Here is a 22,735-nt window from a genome sequence, read left to right as displayed (position 1 = left end):
AAGGAAAGTCTCAATGAGCAAATTTGAAAAACCTGACCCAGTAAGCGACGCCCAGCTTGTAGCAAAAGAAGTAAAAGAGTGGGAGCAACATCTGAACGAAATAACAGGCCTGATGGGCTTTACTTTTGGTCTTGCTGCGCTCGGCACCCCCGCACCTCAGTTCTGGGGATTAATTAGCTTAATTTTTGTATTCACATTTCACTTTACGTCATCTAGAAACAAGATGACGAAACTCCGCCAAATTGAGAAGAAAAAAGAAAAGACAGATTACGACATATGGGTTGCGCGTGAAATAAGGAAAACCATTAAGGCATCACGCACACCAGTCTTCCTTATTGGCTTTACGTGCCTTGTAATCATTGCTCTAGCGCCGGATTTATTCATGGAGAATGAGTGGATTCTTAATAAATTGTACGGCGACGCCCCATACAGTAGCGCGAGCTCTGCCTTGAAGGCTATCTTCAACTATCTCTTCACATGACAGAGCGTGCAATGTCTAACAAGTCGTTCGCTGCGCTCACTGCAGGATCGGCTAAAGCCGGCCCCTTAACCAAACGTTAGCTTTACAAAAGGAACCGAGCAGCCATGGAGAAATTAACAGAGCTTGCTGAGTACTTTAGGAAAATACCTGCAGCCTTTTTGGTCGCAATCCTATCGGTTTTAGGGCTTATCTTGTTCTTGCCAGAGGATTATGCAAAGACAGTTGCTGTCGATGGATTTCGCAATGAATTCCGAGTATATCTAGGCCCTGCATTCTTGTTAGTATTTTCATTTTGCGCAGCAAGAGTATTTACCTTCTTTCTGCGAGGGCACAACCAAAGAAAGGCAACCGTAGCACGCCAAGAAATGCTCCATGACTTAACGCCGGAGGAAAAAGGCTATCTAATTCCATACATCCAAGACCAACAAAACACCATACACGTTGGAATGGATGACGGAATTATGGCTGGCTTAAGGTCAAAAAATATTACATACCTCGCTGCAAATGTAGGAGATATCTTAAATGGCTTTGCCTTTAATTTGCAGCCATGGGCTCGTCGGTACCTAGAGGCAAACCCACATCTATTAGATGGATATGTGGGGCAACCACGAACACCCAGGGAAAAAAGAGGTTTGATGTGGTAAAGCTAACAATGAGTTCACCTACCACTCACTTCGTTGGCTGGACAGCCAAAAGCTGCGCTTTTGTCTACCTGTTAGCTTAATCTTTGGGTGCACCAAATGATCATGTTCGATTCAGAGTCAGAACTACTACAAAAAATCGCTGAGCATGACGATTTAGTACGGCTATGTGCCCAGGGAAAAATTTCATTCTCCGAGTTCCGTTTACAATATAAAAATTTCTACTCCAACTATGCGCTTGACGGACACGAATCCGATGAAGAAGAAAAGGCTCTTTTCAGAAAGCATAAAGAGCGAATTGATCCCCACCTTGTGATTGAGTACGAGATATTAGGCAAAATTTGTTCGGACTCAGATGCAGGGCTTGAAGTTTACAAAAATGCCGGCCGCATTGGCTCCGCCGAAGCAGTCGAAAGACTCAAAGAGATTCAGTTAAGCGCCTAATCATGCAGCTCAACTATCGCTCACTTCATTCACGGGCCTAAGAGCTATGCTTTTAGATGCCCAGCTAATCTTAGGTCTACATCATCATGTCTAAAAAACTCGAATCTAAAAGTAAATTTTTAAGCCTTGTTTTGCGCCATAAACCAGAAGAAATTGGACTTAAGCTTGATGCAGAAGGGTGGGCGGATATTGAAGAACTTATCCATCTTTCTGTCGCTAAAGGCATTGCCCTGACTAGTGAGCTTATTCAAGAGATCGTCGCCACCAGTGAGAAGAAGCGATTTTCAATTGATCCATCGGGGAGGAAAATCCGTGCCAATCAAGGGCACTCTATTGCCGTGGATCTAAAACTCATACCGCTTGCCCCACCAGCCACACTGTTCCATGGCACAGCCACGAGATTTATCCCTTCAATTCACGCCGATGGGCTTATATCTGGTTCTAGGCAGCATGTGCACTTATCTTCCGCAGAGACTACAGCAATTGAGGTAGGCGCCCGCCACGGAAAGCCAACCGTTTTGAAGGTTCGGGCTGCTGATATGCATTTGGATGGTCACGAGTTTTATCAGTCTGAGAATGGCGTCTGGCTTACAAAAGCTGTTCCACCCCATTATCTTGAGTTTCCCAATGAGGGCTAACAACTGGTTGAAGCCGTTCGCTTCGCTCAAACGGAGCCTTCAAAAACCGGCCCCTTAACCAACCCTTACGGCTCTATAGGCCGATTTCTCCAAGGATGGGTGGCAACAATGCATCCGATTCAATGCAGGTGTGGCGCGGTTAAAGGTCAGCTCGAAAGCAATAACACTCACAACCGCCTTATCTGCCATTGCACTGATTGCCGTGCCTTTGCGCGTTTTCTTGGCAATCCCTCTGCTGTGTTGGATAAGCAGGGCGGAACCGAGATAGTTCAGATAGCGCAACGACACTTGCGCTTCTCCCAGGGTGAAGAGCTTTTGTTGGCAGTGCGGCTCAGCGATAAGGGCATGCTTCGCTGGTACACGTCGTGCTGTTCGACGCCTATCGGCAACACCATGGCCGATGCCAAGGTGTCCTTTATCGGCCTGGTTCATGCCTGTCTGGATCGGGAGCGTATGGACAGGGATTTTGGTGCCGAGATTGCGGTGCTGAATACGGACACTGCGCTGGGCGATCCACAGCCCAAGCAGCGTGGGCTCTTCGGTGTGATCGCTCGATTTATCTGGATCGTGGTCACAAACCGTATCGGCGGGGGTTACCGGAAGTCGCCCTTGTTCGATGCTTCGGGCCTGCCGCGGGCCGTTCCCCGAGTCTTGAAGCCTGAAGAGCTGGCCAGCTTGAAAGTCGGTGCCTGAGCCTGGTTCCGACCTGGTCAACGGATAGCTGGAGATGTGCCTTCCCACTCGGCCAGCCCAGCGCCAAACCCGCCCAAACGCATTCGCGATGAGGTCAGATTGAGATGACAGGCAAGCGTCCAACCACTATTGCCGAATATATCGAGGCGGCGCCTGCTGAGAGTCGGCCGCATCTGCGCACCCTCTACGGGATTCTCAAGAGCGTCGCTCCGGAGGCGCAGGAGGCGATCAAGTGGGGCGCTCCCTTCTTCGTGGAGCCGCGTTTTCTGTTCTCTTTCTCCGCGCACAAGGCACATTGCAACTTCGCGCCCACCCAGGCGGCGCTGGAGGCGTTTCAGCAGGAGCTGCAGGGGCACAGGACCACCAAGAACTACCTGCAGATTCCCTACTGCGAGCCCGTACCGGAGGCGTTGGTGCGCCAGCTGGCCGAGTACTGTTTGCGTGCTGTTCGAGCGCGCGAGGATGACGCCTTTTGGTAGCTTGAGCTCCGGCCAGCGCGGGCTGCCTGTTTGCACATGGAGTGCAAGCTGCGGCTCACGCGCATCCCTCGCATATGTTCGAGCCCTTGCTGCCATGTGCAGTGCGAGGGCGGGAAGGGCAGGTACGACGCGGTCGCTGGCACCTAATCATTCAAGGTTCGCTTCATGTATCGATTTCCTCCCAAACAGAAATCGCTCGGCGCTGAAAGCATCGAGTACGTGCTGGCCGGCAGCGGGCCGGCGACGGTGGTGCTGGTCAATGGCTCCGGCGGGCCGATCGAGGGCTGGCACAAGGTGTTCGAGCGGCTCTCGGCCGTGGCCAGGGTGTTTGCCTACAACCGCCCCGGCATCGGCGGCAGCGCCAAGCCGCAGGTGGCCCAGTCGGCCGCGCAGATGGTCGATTCGCTGCGGCAGACCCTACAGACGGCCGGGCTGCCACCGCCCTATGTGCTGGTGGGGCATTCCCTCGGCGGGCTGATCGTCAACCTGTTCGCCCGGCTGTACTCGCAGGAGACGGCCGGGGTGGTGCTCATCGAGGCATCGACGCCGGACGACGTGCTTCTGCTGCACCAGCACGACACCCGGTTGCAACGCTTGCTGGCGGCGCTGCTCGCCAAGCTGTCACCGCCCAATCCACTGGCGGAAACCCAGCAGCTGGAGCGCTCCGTGGCCGAGCTACAGGCGGCGCCGGATTTTCCGTCGGTGCCGCTGACCGTTATCAGCGGCGGCAAGCCGGCGATGGCCTGGGCTACCGCCGAACAAGCCCTGGCGTTGCGAGCGGAGCATCAGAAGGCGCTGGCCAATCTCTCGCCGCTGGGCCGGCAGGTGATGGCGCTGCGCAGCGGCCACTTTCCCCAGTTCAGCGAGCCGGAGCTGGTGGTGGCGACCATTGTCGAGATGCTGAATAGCCTCCAGCAGCGGGGCGACTGATCACGCGATGCCGCCGTGCAGCCAGGTCGCTGAGTGCTGGGGTGCAGGCCGCAAACACGGTCGCGAAAACGCCGCGCTCAGTCGCGCAGGAGTCGATTTTCGCTCCAGGCGAGCAGGGCCGTTCCGGGGACGGCGAGGCCTGCATGGCAAATGGCTTACAGCCTGCATCGTTCGCGGCGCACGCTTTGGTCAGCGCAGATTCTGACTGTCCGATCAGGCGGCGGCCAAGCGCAGCGTCATCTGTCTGGAGGGCATCTTCAGGCTCAGTAAAGTGGGTTGTGAGCGAACGCCGCCAATGGCCCGATGCCACTTTTATCCGCTCGTCTTGCGACCCGCTCCGGCAGATGGGCGGCACTGTGCGTTCGGAATAACAGTTCCATAATCCCTGCGTCGTGCGCTGCGCTGTGCGCACGAGTCAACCCCACATGGATCTCTCCAAGGGTGACGTGCCATACCAGTGCAGTAGCTCGCGCAGTGATTCAGGTTGTTCTACGGGCAGGGTGCGCCCCTTGTTGAATAGGAGTGTTCAGCAATGTCCCGCCTGCCTGAAAATTCGCAATTCCCGCCTCTGCCAGATCTGCTGCCGCCCGGCCAGGAAGATGCCCCGGTCGCTGCCAGTGCCGCCACCCTCAGCAATGTCGCCATCAACCCCAATATCGCCGCGCTGCCCGGGCCGGGCGGAATCATCATTCCGCAGTTCCGCAGCGTGCGTGCCGGTTGTTGGCTGCTCAACTACAAGCCCAGCGGCGCCTCGCTGGTGTCGTACGACGGGACTCTGCGGGTCGAGTCGCACAGCGATGGCCGTACGGCCAGCGGCGATCTCTATCAGCGCCCGGTGATCTTCCTGCCGGTCCCCATCCCCGTGCCGTTCCCCACCCTGCAGACCAAGACGGCGGCGACCAACCTGTCGCTCAAGCCGATCCTGCTAGCCGGGCCCAATCCGGCCTCGGGCATCCCGATCCTGGCGCGCAACAACTACCGCTACTACGTGCGCGTAACCTCGCTGCCGGAGTACTTCTACCTGGGCAACAGCTTCAGCCTGGGCTTCCAGCTGTACCGCTTCACCGCGCCGAATACCTGGGCGCTGGAGAGTACGCTGACCGCGCAGATGGTGCGGATCACCGCGCCGGCCGGCTATCCGTCGCCGTCCGACTACGCCGAAGGCGATGTGAAGAACGCCGCCGGGGCGGTGGTCGGGCGCCTGACCATGGGCTGGCTGTCCACCTACTTCCGCCGCTGCACCATCGAGATCGACACGGTCAACGGCTCGGAACGGCCGACCGACAGTGGCCTCGGCCACACCTGGGCGACGGTGATGGACGCGGTGGGCTTCCAGACCAGCGTGAGCCTCAGCGACACCAATGTGCTGGAGCCCAGCGGCAACTCCTGGTCCAACGGCGAGATGCACGCGGCCATGCTGGCGCGGCGCTCGGTGGTGAACCTGGACACCGAGTGGCGTTATCACATCCTGGCGGTGAAGAACATCGACTCTACGCCGCGCGGGATCATGTACGACAACGGCGGCACCGACTCCAACAACGTGCCGCGCGAAGGCGTCGGCATCTCCTCGCACTGGATCATCGATCCCGGCTGGGGCACGGTCAGCGGCCAGCGTTTCGGCACCGCCGCGGCGCCGTATTTCCGCACCGCGGTGCATGAGCTGGGGCACGCCCTGGGCCTGTACCACAACTCGGCGGACTTCGGCTTCATGTGCACCAGTGATGTGATCGCCGCCGGCGCCACGCCGGGCAATCCGTTCCCGGGCAACATCCAGTGGTCGTTCCATCCGGACAACCTCAAGCAGCTGCGCCACTACCCGGACCCGTTCATCCGCCCCGGCTCGGTGGCCTTCGGCAGTGCCTCCACGGCGACCCCGCCGATCACCCCGACCGACCTGGAAGCGGAAGTGCTGGGCCTGCAGGTGGAAGTCAACGCGCTGCTCGGCGAAGTGCCCCTGGGCGCGCCGGTGCGCGTCGGCGTGGCACTGGTCAACCGCGGCGAGCAGCCGATCCAGGTGCCGGCCGACCTGAGCCTGAAGAGCGAGCACGTCAGCGGCAGCGTGACCGATCCGTCCGGCAACCAGCGTACCTTCCGCACCATCATCCACTGCATCGAGGACTCGCCGTTCCGCGTGCTGCAGCCGGGTGAGCGCATCGAGCAATCGATGACCCTGATGCGCGGCGCCGAGGGCGCGCTGTTCGGCGTGTCGGGCATCCACGAGGTGCAGGTGGACGTGCACTGGGATATCGACGGCATGGTCGCGCATGCCTCCGGCCGCGCCACGGTGATGGTCACCGCCGCGGTGGACGAGCGCCACGCCCAGGCCGCGCACAAAGTGCTGGCCACGCCGGATGCGCACCTGGTACTGGTGTTCGGTGGCGATCACCTGAGCGACGGCATCGAGGCCATCCAGGCCGCGCTGGCTTCGCCGGTGCTCAAGCCGCACTTCGCGGCGATCGAGACCAAGCGCCTGGCCAGCCGCTTCATGAAGCGCAAACCGGACGTCAAGGCGGCCACCGCGCTGCTGGACGACAGCACGGTGATGAGCAACGCCGAGCAGAACAAGCTCGACCGCCTGCTCACCGACGCCGGTGGTAGCCTGCCGAAAGTCAGCCGGGCCAAGCCCAAGCCTGCCCGCCTGGCCACTGCCAAGTAGGGCGTAACGGATGCGGGGCCTCGGCCCCGCATCTCGCACAAGGAGAGTCTGATGGCAGAGCTCGATCCCAGATTGCCGGGCACCTGGCGCATGTCTGAACAGGCGCCCTGTGCCGCCGGCTATGCCGCGCACCTGCGCTTCGAGGACGGCGGCCTGTACTTCGGCAGCACCGAACCGGCCGGCGGCTTCACCTGGTGGGACCAAGGTCGCTGGCGGGTAGCGGCGCCGGGGCAGGTGGCCTTGTCCACCGCCAACGACGAAGTGGTGACCTACGCCTACAGCCTCATCGACGGCACACTGACTTTCACGGACCCGTCGGGCTGTAGCTTCAGCTACAGGCGCAGCAGTTAGCGCGAGACGCCCGACCTCCGTCAGGAGGACGAACATGTCCGGCGTCTGTCCCGCCACGGTCTTCTTCGACCTGGGCGACACCCTGACCTACACCGGCCCGGGCGGCGTGCGCCTGCGCTACGCCGATACCCTGGACTGCCTGCAGATACTGAAGAACCGCGGCTACCGCCTTGGCCTGCTGTCCAACCAGGCCGCCGGGACCACGCTGGCCACGGTGCAGGCGATTCTCGATGGCCTGCATCTGTCGCGTTACATCGAGGCGGCGCTGGTGACCATTTCCAGCGAGGTGCCGGGCAATGTCGGCAAGCCCAACCAGCCGATCTTCGACCTGGCCCTGGGCAAGGCCGGGCACGCTGCGGCCAGCGCGCGGGCGATCTTCGTCAGCGAGGAGCTGGCCCATGTGCAGGCGGCGCGCGGTTATGGCTGGCGCAGCATTCTCAAGCGCAATGGCGGCGCCTGCGTGGGCGCGGACGGCGAGTGTGCGGTGGGCCTGAGTGGCCTGCTGACGCAGCTGCCGGCCCTGGCCGATCTGGCCGGCACCACGCTGGACCTGGCACCGCCGCCCAAGCTGGTCGACGGCCTGTGGGCGGTGCCCGTCGACATCCGCAGCATCGACGCCAGCCTGCTGTTCGACGCTGCCAGCCAGCAGGTCAGCGGCGACGCGACCCTGGTATTCCGCCTCGGCCGCCATGCCGGCTGCCCGATCTTCGATCTGCGTCAGAGCGTCACCGGCGTGTGGCTGGATGGCGCCGTGGTGCCGCCGGCCGACGTGGCGCACCACGACTTCGGCGGTGGCAGCCACGCCAACCTGCGGGTGCTGGCGCGCAGCCTGGAAGCAGGCAGCGAGCATAGCCTGCGCCTGACCTATTCGGTGGGCATTCCGCAGGCCTCGACGGCCGGCTCCTACCAGCCGCAGATCGTGTGGAGCGCGGGGCCGCGGCTGGCCTTCAACTTCGGCTTCACCGACCTGGGCCCCGGTCGTTACCTGGAGGCCTTCGTGCCGGCCAACCTGGTCTTCGACCAGTTTGAGCTGAGCCTGCAGCTGCGCCTGACCGGCACGGCCGTGGCGCATACGCCGATCAGCAATGGCAGCGTCAGCGTGCTGGGTAGCAACCACTGGCGCCTCGACTTCCCGGCGCGCTTCACCGCGCTGTCGCCGCTGCTGGAGCTGCGCGCCGCCGACAGCCTGCAGAGCAGCACGCTGAACACCGTGCTACCGGTGTCGGGCAGCAACGTGGCGATCACCGCCTGGAAGCTGACCAGCAACCCCGCCAACCTGGCGACTCAGGCCAGCGCCATCGCCGGCTTTCTCGCCGACAACGAGAACAGCTCGGGGCGCTATATCCACGGCAGCCGTTTCACCGCCTTCATCCACCAGGGCGGCATGGAGTACGAGGGCGGCACCACCACCGGCACCGGAGCGCTGCGTCACGAGACCTTCCACAGCTGGTGGGCACGCGGATTGAAACCGGCCAGCCAGCCCGATGCCTGGTTCGACGAGGCCTGGACCACCTACCACGACAACGGCGCGGCGGGCTCGCTGCCGTTCAACTTCGCCGATGCGCCGCTGGCCCTGTGCTCGCGCAACCCCTGGGTGCGCGTCACCCATGGTTCGTCCTACGGCTCCGGCGAGCGTTTCTGGAAGGGCATGGCCGCGCTGCTCGGGGTGGCGCCGCTGAACGCGCTGATGAAGGACTTCTATCTGGCGCGCTACCCGCGCCCGGTGAAGACCGAGGAGCTGGAGTGCTTCCTCCTGGCCCGTGGTGGCAATCCGAGTTGTGTGGATGCCTTCCAGCGCTTCGTCTATGGCCTGGGCGATCCGTCTCCGCAGCCCGATCTGTGGCTGCGCGACGACACTGGCGATCCCGGTGCGGACGACTGGGCCGGGCGCTTCTGGGATTCACCGGACCTGTGGGTGCGCAACCGCGACGACGACGGCCTGCAGCACCAGAACCTGGAATACGGCCAGGACAACTGGATCCACGCGCGAGTGCGTAACCGCAGTAGCACGGCCACGGCGCGGCACTTCCTGCTCAGCTTCAACATCAAGCAGTACGCCGGCAGCCAGTTCGTCTACCCGGCGGATTTCCTGCCGGCCGTCACGGCGGCGGCGGATTTCGAGCTGGGACCGGGCGAGTCGCGCATCCTCAAGGCGCGCCTGCCGCGCAGCGCGGTACCGGCGCCGGGCAGCCATCCGTGCCTGCTGGCGGCGCTGTTCACCCGCTTCGATCATCCCCAGGCCGGCCGCCACGTGTGGCAGCAGAACAACCTGGCGCAGAAGAACCTCAGCGTGGTCGACCTCAAGCCCAACGCCTGGATAGTGCTGCCGGTGCTGGCGGTGAGCCTGCGCCCGCGCCTGGCACGCACCGTGGAGTTCGAGCTGCGGCGGCCCAAGGGGTTGGATGATCTGCAGGCCAGTCTGCTGCTGGATAAAGGCAGCGTACCGCCCAAGTTGCGCGCCGGCGCTCTGGTGCTGCCCTCGGCGCAACCGCTGGCGCTGGACAAGAGCGCGCATCTGGACTGCGCCGCCTGCCAGCCGCTGGCCAGTGCCGACCGCCTGGAGCTATTGACCAGTGCACAGCCGGCGCGGCTGGCGGAGAGTTTTTCCGCGGCACTGGAATTGCCCTTCGCTCAGGGCACGACGGCGCGCCTGCCGGTGCGCCTGGAGCCGCTGCAGGCGCAGCAGATCGGCCTGCGCGTGACGGTGCCGGCGCAGGCCAAGCGTGGCAGCAGCTTTATCGTCGATCTGCTGCAGCGCGAGAATGGCAAGGTGGTGGGCGGGGTGGCGCTGCGCATCAATGTGCACTGATGTGCCATATACGCGGGTTTCACCCGCCCTACGCAGCCCATCCTCAGCGTAGGGCGGGTGAACCCGCGCGCTCTGGGCTCAGCGCTCGCCGAGCTCGAAGGCGGTCAGGGTGAAGGTGGGGATGCCGATGTCCTGCAGCTTGCGCGAGCCACCCAGCTCCGGCAGGTCGATGATCGCCGCGGCCTCGTGCACCTGGGCGCCGAGGCGTTTGACCAGGCGCGCGGCGGCTAGCAGGGTGCCACCGGTGGCGATCAGGTCATCGAAGATCAGCACCCGGTCGCCTTCGCACAGACTGTCGGCGTGTACTTCCAGCAGAGCCTCGCCGTATTCGGTCTGGTAGCTCTCGGCGAGCACCTCGGCCGGCAGCTTGCCCTGCTTGCGGAACAGGATCAGCGGCTTGTTCAGCTCGTAGGCCATGATCGAGCCGAACAGGAAGCCGCGCGCGTCCATCGCCGCGATATGGCTGAACTCGGTCTCGACGTAGCGCTGGATGAAACTGTCCACCACCATGCGCAGGGCGCGTGGCGACTGGAACAGCGGGGTGATGTCGCGGAACACCACGCCGGGCTTGGGGAAGTCCGGCACCGGGCGGATCAGCGATTTGATGGCGAATTCGTCGAAGATCATTTCGCGCTCCTGAAGAATCTGTTCAAAGCCTCGCGAGCTAGAGCCATGCAAGGCAAAAGCAGGCGAGGAAGCGGAGTTTACGAGTTGTAAATGAGCATTCCGAGCCTGCTTTTAACGCGGCAGGGCCGACGCGCAGCAGGCTTTGAGCAGGTTCTCAGTCAGGCATATTGCCGCCGGCCAAGGCGCACAGCTCGATGGGGTCGAGGATCTGTACTTCCTTGCCTTCGGCGTTGATCAGGCCGTTCTGCTGGAAGCGGGTGAACACCCGCGACACGGTTTCCACGGCCAGGCCCAGGTAGTTGCCCACTTCGTTGCGCGACATGGCCAGGCGGAACTGGTTGGCCGAGAAGCCGCGGGCGCGGAAGCGGGCGGAGAGGTTGACCAGGAAGGTGGCGATGCGTTCGTCGGCGGTCTTCTTGGAGAGCAGCAGCATCATCTGCTGGTCGTCGCGGATCTCGCGGCTCATCACCCGCATCAACTGGCGGCGCAGCTGCGGCAGTTGCACGGACAGCTCGTCCAGGCGCTCGAAGGGAATCTCGCACACCGAGGTGGTTTCCAGGGCCTGGGCCGACACCGGGTAGACCTCGGTATCCACGCCGGACAGGCCGACCAGCTCGCTGGGCAGGTGGAAGCCGGTGATCTGCTCCTCGCCCGAGTCGCTCAGGGTGAAGGTCTTCAGGGCGCCTGCGCGTACGGCGAACACCGAATCGAAGGTATCGCCCTGGCGGAACAGGAACTCACCCTTCTTCAGCGGCCGCCCGCGTTTGACGATGCGGTCCAGGGAGTCCATGTCCTCCAGGTTCAGCGACAGCGGCAGGCACAGCGCGGCCAGACTGCAGTCCTTGCAGTGGGCCTGGTGGGGGCTGTGTACCTTGATGGTTTCTGACATCGGAGTTCCCTGACTGGAGATCACACACAAAGACAAAGGTTAACCCATGGGGCCACGCACGGGCCAGGCCGACCAAGGTCGGTGGGGGAATAGGTACGATGGTGAAACATGGCTGACCGCTTGCTCAAGTTTTTTCGTCGCCTCCCGATAGCCCGGTGAAAGAGTGCGTCGAGGGGAACTCCATGCTCAGGGTAGACATGAATGGCCTGGTCGAGCGCCTGTCGCTCGGCGTGCAGCGCCAGGCGGCGCGGGCCGACGGCGAGGTGGCCAGCGAGGAGGCTAGCGAGGAAGAAATGCGTGACGGCCTGCGGGTAACCCTGTCCGAACTGGGCAAGGTGCGCGCCGCCGCGGCGAAGAGCAACGATATCGACGAGGCCGACCTGCCGGACAACATCAAGGAAATCCTCAAGATGATCCGCGAGCTGCGCCAGCAGATCGCCGAAAAGCAGGCCGAGTTGCAGGCGCTGATGGCCGATTCAGAGATGGACCCGGAAGCCAAGCAGATGCGCCTGGACATGTTGCGTGGCGAACTGGCCTCGCTGCAGGGCGCCCTCAGCACCGCCCAGGCCAGCCTGGTGGACGCGCTCAAGGACAAGCGCCTGAGCGACGACCAGCGGATGCAGGCGGCCAGCCTGGCGATGGCCTGACTGCCCGCGAACATGTAGTCCGGCCGCTCTGGTAAGGCCGCACGGAGGGCGCAGACAGTCCGCCGCGTGGCGCTGGATTGGATTTCAAATCACCCGCGAGAAGCGTTGCTGGTTCTGCTGCTCCAGGTAGTGGTCGAACAGCATGCACAGCGAACGTACCAGCAGGCGGCCGGCCGGGCGCACGTCGATGCCGTGCTCGCTCAACTCGATCAGGCCGTCGCGGGCCAGCTGCTGCAGCTGCGGCCAGATGGCCGAGAAATAGCTGCGAAAATCGATGGCGAAGCGCTCCTCGATATCACGGAAATTCAGCTGGAACTGACAGATCAGCGCCTGGATCACGGCGCGGCGGATGCGATCGTCGTCGTTGCAGTGCAGGCCGCGCTGGGTGGCCAGCTGGCTATTGCCCAGACTCTGCTGGTAGTTGGCCAGGTCGCTGCTGTTCTGGCTGTACAGGTCGCCGACCTGGCTGATGGCGGATACGCCCAGGCCGATCAGGTCGCAGTGACCGTGGGTGGTGTAGCCCTGGAAGTTGCGCTGCAGGGTGCCGTCCTCCTGGGCCATGGCCAGCTCGTCGTCGGGCAGGGCGAAGTGGTCCATGCCGATATAGCGGTAGCCGGCGGCGGTGAGCTGCTCGATGCTGCGCTGCAGCATCTCCAGTTTCTGCGTGGGGCTGGGCAGCTCATCTTCCTGGATTCGCCTTTGCGGCATAAAGCGCTCCGGCAGGTGCGCGTAGTTGAATACCGAAAGCCGGTCCGGCTGCAGGGCGATCACCTCGGCTACCGTGCGGGCAAAGCTCTCCGGAGTCTGCCGCGGCAGGCCGTAGATCAGGTCGATGTTCACCGAGCGAAATTGCAGGGCGTGCGCCGCATCGACGATGGCGCGGGTCTGTTCCAGGGTCTGCAGGCGGTTGATGGCGCGCTGCACGTCCGGGTCGAGGTCCTGCACGCCGAGGCTGACGCGGTTGAAGCCCAGTTCGCGGAGCAGGCCCATGGTCGACCAGTCCGCCTCGCGCGGGTCGATCTCGATGCCGTAGTCGCCGCTGTCGTCGTCCAGCAGGGTGAAGTGCTTGCGGATGTGCTCCATCAGCCGGCGCAGCTCGTCATGGCTGAGGAAGGTCGGGGTGCCGCCGCCGAAGTGCAGCTGCTCGACCACCTGGCGCTGGTCCAGATGCCGCGAGATCAGTTCGATCTCCTGCTCCAGGCGCTCCAGGTATGGCAGGGCGCGGCCGCGATCCTTGGTGATCACCTTGTTGCAGGCGCAGTAGTAGCAGATGTTGGCGCAGAACGGCACGTGCACGTAGAGCGACAGCGGCCGCCGCGCCTTGCGGCTGTCGCGCAGGGCGTGCAGCAGGTCGAAGGAGCCGACCTCGCCGTGGAACTGCACGGCGGTGGGGTAGGAGGTGTAGCGCGGGCCTGGCCGGTCGTGGCGGCGGATCAGGTCGGCGTCCCAGCGGATGGCGTCGAGCATGGAGATATCCCTGGATTGGCGATGGGGCCAGTCTAGGGATTGCGTGGGGGCGCTTCTTGACCTGGGTCAGGCTGCCGCATGTTAGCGCAGCGCTTGCTCAGTGCCCCATCAGCCAGTGCTGGTGCGGGCCCGGCAGGGTCCACAGGCCGAACAGGATCACCAGCAGGCCGCCGGCCATGCGCACGCCACGCCGGCGCAGCAGGGCGGTCAGGCGCTCGGCGGCCATCCCGGTGGCCAGCAGCACCGGCATGGTGCCCAGGCCGAAGGCCAGCATCAGCAGCGCGCTGTCCGTCGGTGAGCCCTGGCTGGAGGCCCACAGCAGCGTGCTGTAGACCAGGCCGCAGGGCAGCCAGCCCCACACGGCGCCGAGCAGCAGGGCACGAGGCAGGCTGCTGACCGGCATCAGGCGGCTGGCGATGGGCTGCAGGTGGCGCCAGAGGTGACGGCCGACGGCCTCGATGCGGGTGAGGCCGCTCCACCAGCCGGCCAGGTACAGGCCCATGGCGATCAGCAGCAGGCCGGCGATCACCCGCAGCACCATGGCCGCCGGGCTGCTGGCCACGGCCCAGCCGGCCAGGCCGATCAGCAGGCCGGCGGTGGCGTAGCTGAGGATGCGGCCGAGGTTGTAGGCCAGCAGCAGATGGAAGCGGCGGGCGCGTTGTTCCGGCGGGATGGCCAGGGTCAGCGCGCCCATCAGGCCGCCGCACATGCCCAGGCAATGGCCGCCGCCGAGCAGGCCGAGGATCAGCGCGGAAACCAGCAGCGGCGCCAGCTCAGGCACGTGGCTCGTCCTTGTCTTCGGCCTTGTCGGCCTCAGCGATGGCGGCCTTGTGCTGCGGGTCTTCGTCGTCGAACAGGATGCTGTGGGCGGGGCTGTCCAGGTCGTCGTACTGGCCGTTGTCCACCGCCCAGACGAACAGCCAGATGGCGAAGCCGACCAGGACCACGGCAATCGGAATCAGGATGTAGATGGCGGACATGGGAGCTCCGGGTTCACGGGCGAGGCGCAGGTCGCGGCGGCCGATATCAGGGTTTCACGCGAGCCAGGCGCAGGGCGTTCAACACCACCAGCAAGGAGCTCGCCGACATACCGAGCGCGGCCCACAGCGGAGTGACCCAGCCGAGGGCGGCAAACGGCAGCACCAGGCCATTGTACAGAGTCGCCCAGGCCAGGTTCTCGATGATGATGCGCCGCGTGCGGCGGGCCAGGGCGAAGGCCTGCACCAGGCTGCCGAGGCGGTTGGACAGCAGCACGGCGTCGGCGCTGGTCTTGGCCAGGTCGGTGGCGCTGCCCATGGCCACGCTGATGTCGGCCCCGGCCAGCACCGGCACGTCGTTGACCCCGTCGCCCAGCATCAGCACGCGGCGGCCCTGGGCGTGCAGCTCTTCGAGTACCGCCAGCTTGGCATCCGGGGTGAGACCGCCACGGGCGTCTTCGATGCCCAGCTGGCGCGCCACTTCGCCGACCATCGGCGAGCTGTCGCCGGACAGCAGGATGATCCGCCAGCCCTGGGCGCTGCAGGCGGCGAGCAGCTCGGGCGCGTCCTCGCGCAGGCGATCGCCGAGGACGAACCAGGCCAGCGGGCCGCGCTCGTCGCCGAGCAGCAGCCACTGGCCGTGTTCGCCGGGAATTGCCGGTGCCGCGCGGCCGGCCAGTGCCGCCACATAGGCCGGCTGGCCGATACGCAGACGGCGGCCGTCGACCACGCCCTGCAGGCCCTGACCGGGTTCGCTGGCCAGTTGCTCGGCGCCGTGGTTGCTATGACCGAAGGCGCGGGCGATGGGGTGTTCGGAGCCGTGTTCGAGGGCGGCGGCCAGGGCCAGGCAGGCGTCGGCGTCCAGCTCGCGCAGGGTCTCGATGCGTTCCAGGGTCAGGCGGCCCTCGCTGAGGGTGCCGGTCTTGTCGAAGATCACCGTGTCGATCTGCTTCAGGCCTTCCAGCACATGGCCGCGTGTCAGCAGCAGGCCGAGCTTGTGCAGGCTGCCGGTGGCGGTGGTCAGGGCGGTGGGGGTGGCCAGCGACAGGGCGCAGGGGCAGGTGGCGACCAGCAGCGACAGCACGATCCAGAAGGCGCGTTCGCTGTCGATCTGCCACCAGATCAGGCCGACCACGGCGGCCAGGCCGAGCACGATGAGCAGGAACCACTGGGCCACGCGGTCGGCCATCTCGGCCATCGGTGGCTTGTCGGCCTGGGCGCGCTCTAGCAGGCGGACGATGGCGGACAGGCGGGTGTCGCTGCCCAGGGCCTCGACCTGCACGGTCAGCGGGCCTTCGACGTTCAGCGTGCCGGCGGTGACGGCATCGCCCTCGCCACGAGCCAGCGGCAGGTATTCGCCGGTAAGCAGGGACTCGTCGACGCTGGACTGGCCGCTGACGATGCGTCCGTCCGCCGGCAGCTGGGCGCCGGGCGGCACCAGTACGCGGTCGCCGATGGCCAGTTCGCGCAACAGGATGCGCTGGCTCTGGCCGCTGTCGTCCAGGCGCAGGCAGGACGGCGGCAGCAGGCTGACCAACTGCGCGGTGGCCGCCGCTGTGCGTTCGCGGGCGCGCCGTTCCAGGTAACGGCCGGCGAGGAGGAACAGGGCGAACATGCCCACTGCGTCGAAATACAGCTCGCCGACACCGGTGACGGTGGACCAGATACCGGCCACGTACGCGCCGCCGATGGCCAGCGACACCGACACGTCCATGGTCAGGTGGCGGGTGCGCAGGTCGCGCAGGGCGCCGCGGAAGAACTGGCCGCAGCAGTAGAAGACGATGGGGGTGGTGAGGAACAGGCTGGTCCAGCGCAGAATCTTGTCCAGCTCCGGCGAGAGGTCGACGTTGAACTCCGGCCAGGTGGCCATGGCCGCCATCATCACCTGCATCCACAGTAGGCCGGCGATGCCGATCTGGCGCATGGCCTTGCGGTTCTCCGCGGCCAGACGCTCGCTGGCCTCGTCCGCCTGCCAGGGGTGGCCGGCGTAGCCGATACGGCGCAGCTCGGCGAGCAACTGGCTGAGCGGCACCTGACTGTCGGCCCAGCGCACCTGCAGGCGCTGGTTGGACAGGTTGAGGTTGGCCTCGGCAACGCCAGGAAGGCCGCGCAGGTGCTTCTCGATCAGCCAGCCGCAAGCGGCGCAGCTGATGCCTTCGATCAGCAGGCTGGTCTCGCTGAGTTCGCCCTGGTGCTGGACGAAGCCTTGCTGCACCTCGTCGCGGTCGTACAGCGCCAGCTCGTCCGGCAGGGCCTTGGGCAGGCTCTGCGGGTTGACCGCGCTGTCGCTGCGGTGGCGATAGTAGTTGTCCAGCCCGCCGGCGACGATGGCCTCGGCCACGGCCTGGCAGCCCGGGCAGCAGAAGGCCCGCGGCTGATCCAGGACGCGGGCCTCGAAGCGGCTGCAAGGGGGAACCGGCAGGCCGCAGTGGTAGCAGGGAAGGGGGCTGCTCATGCGGGCTGGGGCATCACTCGCCGAGCTGGAAGCGCTGGCCGCTGACCAGCTTCTCTTCCTCGAACAGGCGCCAGTCCTTGCCGCCTTCCTGGCCGATCAGCTCGATGAAGCGGCGGCCCTCGACGGCGTCCAGCAGGTTGCCGGCATAGCTGCCGTCGGGCTGGGCCTGCAGCACCACGCGGCGGTCGCGCTCCGGCTGGGTCGGCGAGATCAGGTTGAGCACCAGCTGCGGCGGGTTGCTGTAACCCTCCAGCTGCAGGCTGACGCTGCCGCGCTCGTTGTCCAGGGTGAGGGTGGCCTTGAGCTTCAGGCGCTGGGCCAGCTCCTCGCGCTCCAGCGAGGTGTTGATGCCTTTGCCGACGTCGTAGTAGTTGTCCGACAGCAGGCCCGGCGGGTTCTTGGTGGCGATCACCAGCATGCTGGTGCCCAGCACCACGGCCATGCCGAGGATGCCGAGGATGAACCAGACCCAGGGCTCTTTGTACCAGGGGTTGACCGGAGTTTGTGGCGACGACATGGAATGACCTGTGTTCAGCGCACGCTGGGGCCGATGAATCGGCTGTCGGCGTCGCTCTCGATGGTTGGATCTTCCAAGGCCTGAACCTTGAACAGAATTTCATTGGCGCTGGAAGGCAGCTTCTCCGGCTCGATGGACAGTTCCACCGGAATCGACAGCACCTCGCCGGCGGCGGCCTTGATCTCGCTGCGGCCTTCGTACGTGAGGCCGTCGATGCCTTCGACGGAGATCAGGTAGGTCAGGTCGCGCTGGGCCTTGTTCATCAGCTTCACGGTGTAGACGTTCTCGATGTGGCCCTGTTCGTTCTCGCGGAACAGCACGCGGTCCTTGAGCACGTCCACCTCCACCAGCGAGCGGCTGGCGATGGCCCAGGCGAACAGGCTCATCATGGCCAGCAGCACGACGGCGTAGCCTATCAGGCGCGGGCGCAGCAGTTGGGTCTTCTGCCCGGATAGATTGTGTTCGGTTGTGTAGCTGATCAGGCCCTTGGGGTAGCCCATCTTGTCCATGATGCTGTCGCAGGCGTCGATGCACGCGGCGCAGCCGATGCATTCGACCTGCAGGCCGTCACGGATGTCGATGCCGGTCGGGCAGACCTGGACGCACATGGTGCAGTCGATGCAGTCGCCCAGGCCCTCGGCCTTGTAGTCGGCGTTCTTCTTGCGCGGGCCACGGTGTTCGCCGCGGCGCGGGTCGTAGGAGACGATCAGGGTGTCCTGGTCGAACATCACGCTCTGGAAGCGCGCATAGGGGCACATATAGATGCACACCTGCTCGCGCAGCCAGCCGGCGTTGCCGTAGGTGGCCAGGGTGAAGAAGCCGACCCAGAAGTAGGCCCAGCCATCGGCGGCGCCAGTGAGCAGGTTGGGGATCAGCTCGCGGATCGGCGAGAAGTAGCCTACGAAGGTCAGACCGGTGACCAGGCCGATGAGGATCCACAGGCTGTGCTTGGCCGCCTTGCGCGCGAATTTCTCGGTGCTCATCGGCTGCTTGTCCAGCTTCATGCGCTGGTTACGGTCGCCTTCGGTGATCTTCTCGCACCACATGAAGATCCAGGTCCACACGCTCTGCGGGCAGGTGTAGCCACACCAGACGCGGCCGGCGAACACGGTGATGAAGAACAGACCGAAGGCGGCGATGATCAGCAGCGCCGACAGCAGGATGAAGTCCTGGGGCCAGAAGGTGGCGCCGAAGATGAAGAATTTGCGCTCCGGCAGGTTCCACCAGACGGCCTGACGGTCGTTCCAGTTCAGCCAGACGGTGCCGAAGTAGAGCAGGAAGAGGAAGGCTCCGCCGCTCAGACGCAGGTTGCGGAACAGGCCGGTGAAGGCGCGGGTATAGATCTTTTCGCGGCTGGCGTAGAGGTCGACGGTTTCGCCGCCCTTGGCCGGGGGAGGGGTGATGTTTCGGACGGGAATCTGTTCGCTCATCAGTTGCGTACCACGGCTTGGGTGAGTGCTCCGCCGATACTTGCCGAAGGAGTCAGGATTTCACGGCACTATGGTACGCCTGATCGAGCGATGCCCGGGTGCGACCGGCGGTCGCGTCCCGGGCGGGTGACGCTTACTTCTCGACTGCTACGTCGGCCTTGCCGTGCGACAGGCTGTACACGTAGGCGGCCAGCAGGTGCACCTTGTCTTCGCTACCCACGTACGGCAGCTGCGCAGGCATGTTGCCGCTGCGGCCGTAACGGATGGTCTGCTGCAGCTGGGCGTAGCTGCTGCCGTAGATGAAGGCGCTCGGGTTGGTCAGGTTCGGGGCGCCCATGCTCGGGGTACCGGTGCCTTCCTTGGTGTGGCAGGCGAAGCAGACGCTCTCGAACACCTGCTTGCCGGCGGCGACGTCGGCGGTAACACCTTCCGGCAGCTTGCGTCCGCCAAGTTCGGTCAGCACATAGGCGGCGACGTTACGCACGCCTTCCTCGCCGATGGTCGGCGCCTGGGCCGGCATCTGGCCGTGGCGGCCACCGATGATGGTCTGCTTGATGTCTTCCGGCTTGCCGCCCCAGCGCCACTCGTTGTCGGTCAGGTTGGGGAAGCCGTAGGCGCCCTTGGCATCGGAGCCGTGGCACACGGAGCAGTTGGAGGCGAACAGACGGCCACCCATTTTCAGGGCTTGTTCGTCCTTGGCCACTTCCTCAATCGGCAGGCTGGCGAACTTGGCGTAGATCGGCGCGTACTCCTTGTCGGCGCGGACCATTTCCTTTTCCCACTGGTGCACGCCGGTCCAGCCGGATTCGCCGTTGGCGAAGGGCTTGCCGTCGCCGGCTTCGTTGTAGCCCGGCAGCACGCCTTTCCAGTTGCCCAGGCCCGGGTACAGGACCAGGTAGCCGAGGGCGAAGATGATGGTGCCGATGAACAGCATGAACCACCACTTCGGCAGCGGGTTATCGAATTCCTCGATACCGTCGAAGGCATGGCCGACGGTGTCTTCGGTGGTCTCGGGGCGTTGGCCCTTGCGAATACCGAAGATCAGCGCAGTTAGAGCCACGATGGTGCCGAGGCTCAGTACGCTGACGTAAATACTCCAGAACAAAGTCATTCTTTATTGCTCCCAGAATCTTGCTCGTCACGCTTTTTGGCCGGGACGTCGTCGGCGAACGGCAGGTTGGCCGCCTCGTCGAAGCTGCTCTTGCGTCTGCTGCTGTAGGCCCAGAGCACCACGCCGATGAAGGCGATGAACACCACTGCTGTGCCGATGCCGCGAATCATCCCGATATCCATCACGCGTTACCGTTTGTTCTTGATAGAGGTGCCCAGGCCTTGCAGGAAGGCCACGATGGCGTCCATCTCGGTCTTGCCTTTGACGGCTTCACGAGCACCGGCGATGTCTTCGTCGGTGTAAGGCACGCCGAGGGAGCGCAGGGCTTCCATCTTGGCGCCGGTGTCCTTGCCGTCGAGCTTGTTCTCGACCAGCCACGGATAGGCCGGCATCTTCGATTCCGGTACCACGTTGCGCGGGTTGTACAGGTGCGCACGGTGCCAGTCATCGGAGTAGCGGCCGCCGACGCGGGCCAGGTCCGGACCGGTACGCTTGGAGCCCCACAGGAACGGGTGGTCCCAGACGCTTTCGCCGGCCACGGAGTAGTGGCCGTAGCGCTCGGTCTCGGCGCGGAACGGACGGATCATCTGCGAGTGGCAGCCGACGCAGCCTTCGCGAATATAGATGTCACGACCTTCCAGCTCCAGGGCGGTGCGCGGCTTCATGCCTTCCACCGGGGTGTTGGTGACGTCCTGGAAGAACAGCGGAACGATCTGGGTCAGACCACCGATGCTCACGGCCAGGACCATGCCGATGGCCAGCAGGCCGATGTTCTTCTCGAATATCTCGTGTTTGCTACCGGCCATCAGTGCGCAACCTCAGCAGGAATCAGGGCGGCTTCGTCGTACTTGCTCTTGTCAGCGGCACGCACGGTACGCCAGGTGTTGTAGGCCATCAGCAGCATGCCGGTAACGAAGAAGGCACCGCCGAGAGCGCGAACCATGAAGCCTTCGTGGCTGGCTTCCAGGGCTTCGACGAAGGAGTACATCAGCGTGCCGTCTTCGTGGACAGCGCGCCACATCAGGCCCTGGGTGATGCCGTTGACCCACATGGAGGCGATGTACAGCACGGTACCGATGGTGGCCAGCCAGAAGTGCGCGTTGATCAGGGCGATGCTGTGCATCTGCTCACGACCGAACACTTTTGGGATCAGGTGGTACAGCGAGCCGATGGAGATCATCGCTACCCAGCCGAGGGCGCCGGCGTGTACGTGGCCGATGGTCCAGTCGGTGTAGTGGGACAAGGCGTTGACGGTCTTGATGGCCATCATCGGGCCTTCGAAGGTCGACATGCCGTAGAACGCCAGGGAGACCACCAGGAAGCGCAGGATGGGGTCGCTGCGCAGCTTATGCCAGGCGCCGGACAGGCTCATCATGCCGTTGATCATGCCGCCCCAGCTCGGAGCCAGGAGGATGACGGACATGGCCATGCCGAGGGACTGGGCCCAATCCGGCAGGGCGGTGTAGTGCAGGTGGTGCGGACCGGCCCAGATGTACAGGGTGATCAGCGCCCAGAAGTGCACGATGGACAGGCGATAGGAGTAGATCGGACGCTCGGCCTGCTTGGGCACGAAGTAGTACATCATCCCCAGGAAGCCGGTGGTCAGGAAGAAGCCCACGGCGTTGTGGCCGTACCACCACTGGACCATCGCGTCGGTGGCGCCTGCGTAGACCGAGTAGGACTTGAACAGGGTGACCGGCATTTCCATGCTGTTGACGATGTGCAGCATGGCGGTGACCAGGATGAAGGCACCGAAGAACCAGTTGCCTACATAGATGTGCTTGGTCTTGCGCTTGATGATGGTGCCGAAGAACACCGCGCAGTAGGTGATCCAGACCACACCCAGGAGGATGTCGATCGGCCACTCCAGCTCGGCGTACTCCTTGGAGGAGGTGTAGCCCAGCGGCAGGGTGATCACGGCCAGCACGATCACGGCTTGCCAACCCCAGAAGGTGAAGGCGGCCAGACTGTCGGAGATCAGGCGGGCCTGGCAGGTGCGCTGAACCACGTAGTAGGACGTGGCGAACAGGGCGCAACCGCCAAACGCGAAGATCACCGCGTTGGTGTGCAGCGGGCGCAGACGGCCGAAGCTGGTCCACGGCAGGTTCAGGTTGAGTTCCGGCCACACGAGCTGTGCGGCGATGAACACTCCGAGACCCATCCCGATGACCCCCCAGATTACCGTCATAACGGCGAACTGGCGGACCACCTTGTAGTTATAAGCAGTCTGACTTGTTGCTGTGCTCATGCTAGGGGTACCACGGTTAATGGAGTTTCTTAGGGGTAAAAAATCGGCGGCAAGTATGGAGAAATGAGGTACCCATTGCAACGCCGCACCCCATTGAAATCGGGCTGCCGCTGGGTTTTCGAGGCTGTCGCGAGGGCTTTGTTGAGACTCATTTTCGACGTCCGCGATGTATCGAGCTGGATGCGACGAAAGCAACAAGAGGCGGAAAGTGTCGCCGAATGCGACTGTGGGCAGCTTAGCCCAGC

General features: G+C 63.9%; 23 protein-coding genes. 11 read left to right on the top strand and 12 right to left on the bottom strand.

The genetic code is table 11. The annotated features are described in order from the left end of the window. Nucleotides 1-13 precede the first annotated feature (13 nt). The 10 genes from OH686_RS02265 to OH686_RS02220 all read left to right on the top strand — a co-directional run bounded on the left by OH686_RS02265 (nucleotide 14) and on the right by OH686_RS02220 (nucleotide 10,122). The gene (locus OH686_RS02265) at nucleotides 14-481 is read left to right on the top strand and encodes a hypothetical protein (protein ID WP_289535990.1); all 468 of its coding nucleotides are present in this window, start codon (nucleotides 14-16) and stop codon (nucleotides 479-481) included. 104 nt (nucleotides 482-585) lie between these two features. Then, nucleotides 586-1,125 (top strand): super-infection exclusion protein B, encoded by a 540-nt coding sequence (locus OH686_RS02260; protein WP_289535989.1) that lies wholly within the window; start codon nucleotides 586-588, stop codon nucleotides 1,123-1,125. 96 nt (nucleotides 1,126-1,221) lie between these two features. After that, nucleotides 1,222-1,566 (top strand): hypothetical protein, encoded by a 345-nt coding sequence (locus tag OH686_RS02255; RefSeq protein WP_289535988.1) that lies wholly within the window; start codon nucleotides 1,222-1,224, stop codon nucleotides 1,564-1,566. A gap of 86 nt (nucleotides 1,567-1,652) precedes the next feature. Next, nucleotides 1,653-2,204, top strand: coding sequence for an RNA 2'-phosphotransferase (locus OH686_RS02250; RefSeq protein WP_502942765.1), 552 nt, complete (start codon nucleotides 1,653-1,655; stop codon nucleotides 2,202-2,204). A gap of 108 nt (nucleotides 2,205-2,312) precedes the next feature. Continuing rightward, on the top strand, nucleotides 2,313-2,897 hold the full coding sequence (locus tag OH686_RS02245) for a DUF6151 family protein (protein WP_289535987.1): 585 nt from the start codon (nucleotides 2,313-2,315) through the stop codon (nucleotides 2,895-2,897). A gap of 104 nt (nucleotides 2,898-3,001) precedes the next feature. Beyond that, nucleotides 3,002-3,376 carry an iron chaperone gene (locus OH686_RS02240; protein WP_289535986.1) on the top strand — a complete coding sequence of 125 codons (375 nt, stop codon included), beginning with the start codon at nucleotides 3,002-3,004 and terminating at the stop codon, nucleotides 3,374-3,376. A gap of 165 nt (nucleotides 3,377-3,541) precedes the next feature. Further along, a complete protein-coding gene (locus tag OH686_RS02235) occupies nucleotides 3,542-4,306 on the top strand; it encodes an alpha/beta fold hydrolase (RefSeq protein WP_289535985.1) in 765 nt (254 codons plus the stop codon). A 532-nt stretch (nucleotides 4,307-4,838) separates the two neighbouring features. Continuing rightward, nucleotides 4,839-6,962: a zinc metalloprotease gene (locus OH686_RS02230; RefSeq protein WP_289535984.1), complete on the top strand. Its 2,124-nt coding sequence runs from the start codon at nucleotides 4,839-4,841 to the stop codon at nucleotides 6,960-6,962. 51 nt (nucleotides 6,963-7,013) lie between these two features. After that, nucleotides 7,014-7,313 (top strand): hypothetical protein, encoded by a 300-nt coding sequence (locus tag OH686_RS02225; protein WP_289535983.1) that lies wholly within the window; start codon nucleotides 7,014-7,016, stop codon nucleotides 7,311-7,313. A 34-nt stretch (nucleotides 7,314-7,347) separates the two neighbouring features. Then, entirely contained in the window at nucleotides 7,348-10,122 is a 2,775-nt protein-coding gene (locus OH686_RS02220; RefSeq protein ID WP_289535982.1) for an HAD family hydrolase, read from the top strand. 78 nt (nucleotides 10,123-10,200) lie between these two features. Here the strand turns inward: OH686_RS02220 and OH686_RS02215 are convergent, their stop codons facing one another. Together OH686_RS02215 and fnr are read right to left on the bottom strand one after the other, a co-directional pair. Then, on the bottom strand, nucleotides 10,201-10,749 hold the full coding sequence (locus OH686_RS02215) for an adenine phosphoribosyltransferase (protein ID WP_192398385.1): 549 nt from the start codon (nucleotides 10,747-10,749) through the stop codon (nucleotides 10,201-10,203). 154 nt (nucleotides 10,750-10,903) lie between these two features. Next, nucleotides 10,904-11,638, bottom strand: a complete 735-nt coding sequence (fnr, locus tag OH686_RS02210) for a fumarate/nitrate reduction transcriptional regulator Fnr (protein ID WP_137972940.1) — start codon at nucleotides 11,636-11,638, stop codon at nucleotides 10,904-10,906. Nucleotides 11,639-11,820: 182 nt separating this feature from the next. Between fnr and OH686_RS02205 the strand changes: the two genes are divergently transcribed. Beyond that, entirely contained in the window at nucleotides 11,821-12,285 is a 465-nt protein-coding gene (locus OH686_RS02205) for a hypothetical protein (protein ID WP_289535981.1), read from the top strand. Between the two features lie 84 nt (nucleotides 12,286-12,369). Here OH686_RS02205 and hemN read toward each other — a convergent pair whose 3' ends face one another. The 10 genes from hemN to ccoN all read right to left on the bottom strand — a co-directional run bounded on the left by hemN (nucleotide 12,370) and on the right by ccoN (nucleotide 22,490). Further along, nucleotides 12,370-13,752 (bottom strand): oxygen-independent coproporphyrinogen III oxidase, encoded by a 1,383-nt coding sequence (gene hemN, locus OH686_RS02200; RefSeq protein WP_289535980.1) that lies wholly within the window; start codon nucleotides 13,750-13,752, stop codon nucleotides 12,370-12,372. Between the two features lie 97 nt (nucleotides 13,753-13,849). Then, nucleotides 13,850-14,533: a sulfite exporter TauE/SafE family protein gene (locus OH686_RS02195; RefSeq protein WP_289535979.1), complete on the bottom strand. Its 684-nt coding sequence runs from the start codon at nucleotides 14,531-14,533 to the stop codon at nucleotides 13,850-13,852. Then, on the bottom strand, nucleotides 14,526-14,732 hold the full coding sequence (gene ccoS, locus OH686_RS02190) for a cbb3-type cytochrome oxidase assembly protein CcoS (protein ID WP_279866503.1): 207 nt from the start codon (nucleotides 14,730-14,732) through the stop codon (nucleotides 14,526-14,528). The genes OH686_RS02195 and ccoS overlap by 8 nt, the downstream gene beginning before the upstream one ends. Before the next feature lie 46 nt (nucleotides 14,733-14,778). Beyond that, a complete protein-coding gene (locus tag OH686_RS02185) occupies nucleotides 14,779-17,184 on the bottom strand; it encodes a heavy metal translocating P-type ATPase (RefSeq protein ID WP_289535978.1) in 2,406 nt (801 codons plus the stop codon). Between the two features lie 13 nt (nucleotides 17,185-17,197). Beyond that, nucleotides 17,198-17,701, bottom strand: coding sequence for a FixH family protein (locus OH686_RS02180; RefSeq protein WP_289535977.1), 504 nt, complete (start codon nucleotides 17,699-17,701; stop codon nucleotides 17,198-17,200). 14 nt (nucleotides 17,702-17,715) lie between these two features. After that, nucleotides 17,716-19,131 carry a cytochrome c oxidase accessory protein CcoG gene (gene ccoG / locus OH686_RS02175; protein WP_289535976.1) on the bottom strand — a complete coding sequence of 472 codons (1,416 nt, stop codon included), beginning with the start codon at nucleotides 19,129-19,131 and terminating at the stop codon, nucleotides 17,716-17,718. A 133-nt stretch (nucleotides 19,132-19,264) separates the two neighbouring features. Then, entirely contained in the window at nucleotides 19,265-20,242 is a 978-nt protein-coding gene (gene ccoP, locus OH686_RS02170) for a cytochrome-c oxidase, cbb3-type subunit III (protein WP_289535975.1), read from the bottom strand. Next, nucleotides 20,239-20,424, bottom strand: a complete 186-nt coding sequence (locus OH686_RS02165) for a cbb3-type cytochrome oxidase subunit 3 (protein WP_137972948.1) — start codon at nucleotides 20,422-20,424, stop codon at nucleotides 20,239-20,241. Before OH686_RS02165 ends, ccoP begins: the two co-directional genes overlap by 4 nt. Nucleotides 20,425-20,430: 6 nt before the next feature. Beyond that, nucleotides 20,431-21,048, bottom strand: coding sequence for a cytochrome-c oxidase, cbb3-type subunit II (ccoO, locus tag OH686_RS02160; protein WP_289535974.1), 618 nt, complete (start codon nucleotides 21,046-21,048; stop codon nucleotides 20,431-20,433). After that, nucleotides 21,048-22,490, bottom strand: a complete 1,443-nt coding sequence (ccoN, locus tag OH686_RS02155; protein ID WP_289535973.1) for a cytochrome-c oxidase, cbb3-type subunit I — start codon at nucleotides 22,488-22,490, stop codon at nucleotides 21,048-21,050. The genes ccoO and ccoN overlap by 1 nt, the downstream gene beginning before the upstream one ends. Nucleotides 22,491-22,735: the final 245 nt, after the last annotated feature.

Origin of the sequence: Pseudomonas sp. SO81 (assembly GCF_030374125.1) — a bacterium.
Taxonomy (GTDB): domain Bacteria; phylum Pseudomonadota; class Gammaproteobacteria; order Pseudomonadales; family Pseudomonadaceae; genus Aquipseudomonas.
The sequence above is the reverse complement of the archived record's forward strand: the minus strand, read 5'-3'. Positions and strand labels throughout refer to the sequence as shown.

Excerpts from the sequence above, each read along its gene's own strand:
- OH686_RS02225 (WP_289535983.1), top strand. The coding sequence starts at position 7,014 with ATGGCAGAGCTCGATCCCAGATTGCCGGGCACCTGGCGCATGTCTGAA.
- ccoG (WP_289535976.1), bottom strand. The coding sequence starts at position 19,131 with ATGAGCGAACAGATTCCCGTCCGAAACATCACCCCTCCCCCGGCCAAG.
- OH686_RS02245 (WP_289535987.1), top strand. The coding sequence starts at position 2,313 with ATGCATCCGATTCAATGCAGGTGTGGCGCGGTTAAAGGTCAGCTCGAA.
- OH686_RS02240 (WP_289535986.1), top strand. The coding sequence starts at position 3,002 with ATGACAGGCAAGCGTCCAACCACTATTGCCGAATATATCGAGGCGGCG.
- hemN (WP_289535980.1), bottom strand. The coding sequence starts at position 13,752 with ATGCTCGACGCCATCCGCTGGGACGCCGACCTGATCCGCCGCCACGAC.
- OH686_RS02250 (WP_502942765.1), top strand. The coding sequence starts at position 1,653 with ATGTCTAAAAAACTCGAATCTAAAAGTAAATTTTTAAGCCTTGTTTTG.
- OH686_RS02235 (WP_289535985.1), top strand. The coding sequence starts at position 3,542 with ATGTATCGATTTCCTCCCAAACAGAAATCGCTCGGCGCTGAAAGCATC.
- OH686_RS02205 (WP_289535981.1), top strand. The coding sequence starts at position 11,821 with ATGCTCAGGGTAGACATGAATGGCCTGGTCGAGCGCCTGTCGCTCGGC.
- ccoS (WP_279866503.1), bottom strand. The coding sequence starts at position 14,732 with ATGTCCGCCATCTACATCCTGATTCCGATTGCCGTGGTCCTGGTCGGC.
- OH686_RS02260 (WP_289535989.1), top strand. The coding sequence starts at position 586 with ATGGAGAAATTAACAGAGCTTGCTGAGTACTTTAGGAAAATACCTGCA.
- OH686_RS02180 (WP_289535977.1), bottom strand. The coding sequence starts at position 17,701 with ATGTCGTCGCCACAAACTCCGGTCAACCCCTGGTACAAAGAGCCCTGG.
- ccoO (WP_289535974.1), bottom strand. The coding sequence starts at position 21,048 with ATGGCCGGTAGCAAACACGAGATATTCGAGAAGAACATCGGCCTGCTG.
- OH686_RS02185 (WP_289535978.1), bottom strand. The coding sequence starts at position 17,184 with ATGAGCAGCCCCCTTCCCTGCTACCACTGCGGCCTGCCGGTTCCCCCT.
- ccoN (WP_289535973.1), bottom strand. The coding sequence starts at position 22,490 with ATGAGCACAGCAACAAGTCAGACTGCTTATAACTACAAGGTGGTCCGC.
- OH686_RS02165 (WP_137972948.1), bottom strand. The coding sequence starts at position 20,424 with ATGGATATCGGGATGATTCGCGGCATCGGCACAGCAGTGGTGTTCATC.
- OH686_RS02265 (WP_289535990.1), top strand. The coding sequence starts at position 14 with ATGAGCAAATTTGAAAAACCTGACCCAGTAAGCGACGCCCAGCTTGTA.
- ccoP (WP_289535975.1), bottom strand. The coding sequence starts at position 20,242 with ATGACTTTGTTCTGGAGTATTTACGTCAGCGTACTGAGCCTCGGCACC.
- OH686_RS02255 (WP_289535988.1), top strand. The coding sequence starts at position 1,222 with ATGATCATGTTCGATTCAGAGTCAGAACTACTACAAAAAATCGCTGAG.
- fnr (WP_137972940.1), bottom strand. The coding sequence starts at position 11,638 with ATGTCAGAAACCATCAAGGTACACAGCCCCCACCAGGCCCACTGCAAG.
- OH686_RS02215 (WP_192398385.1), bottom strand. The coding sequence starts at position 10,749 with ATGATCTTCGACGAATTCGCCATCAAATCGCTGATCCGCCCGGTGCCG.
- OH686_RS02220 (WP_289535982.1), top strand. The coding sequence starts at position 7,348 with ATGTCCGGCGTCTGTCCCGCCACGGTCTTCTTCGACCTGGGCGACACC.
- OH686_RS02230 (WP_289535984.1), top strand. The coding sequence starts at position 4,839 with ATGTCCCGCCTGCCTGAAAATTCGCAATTCCCGCCTCTGCCAGATCTG.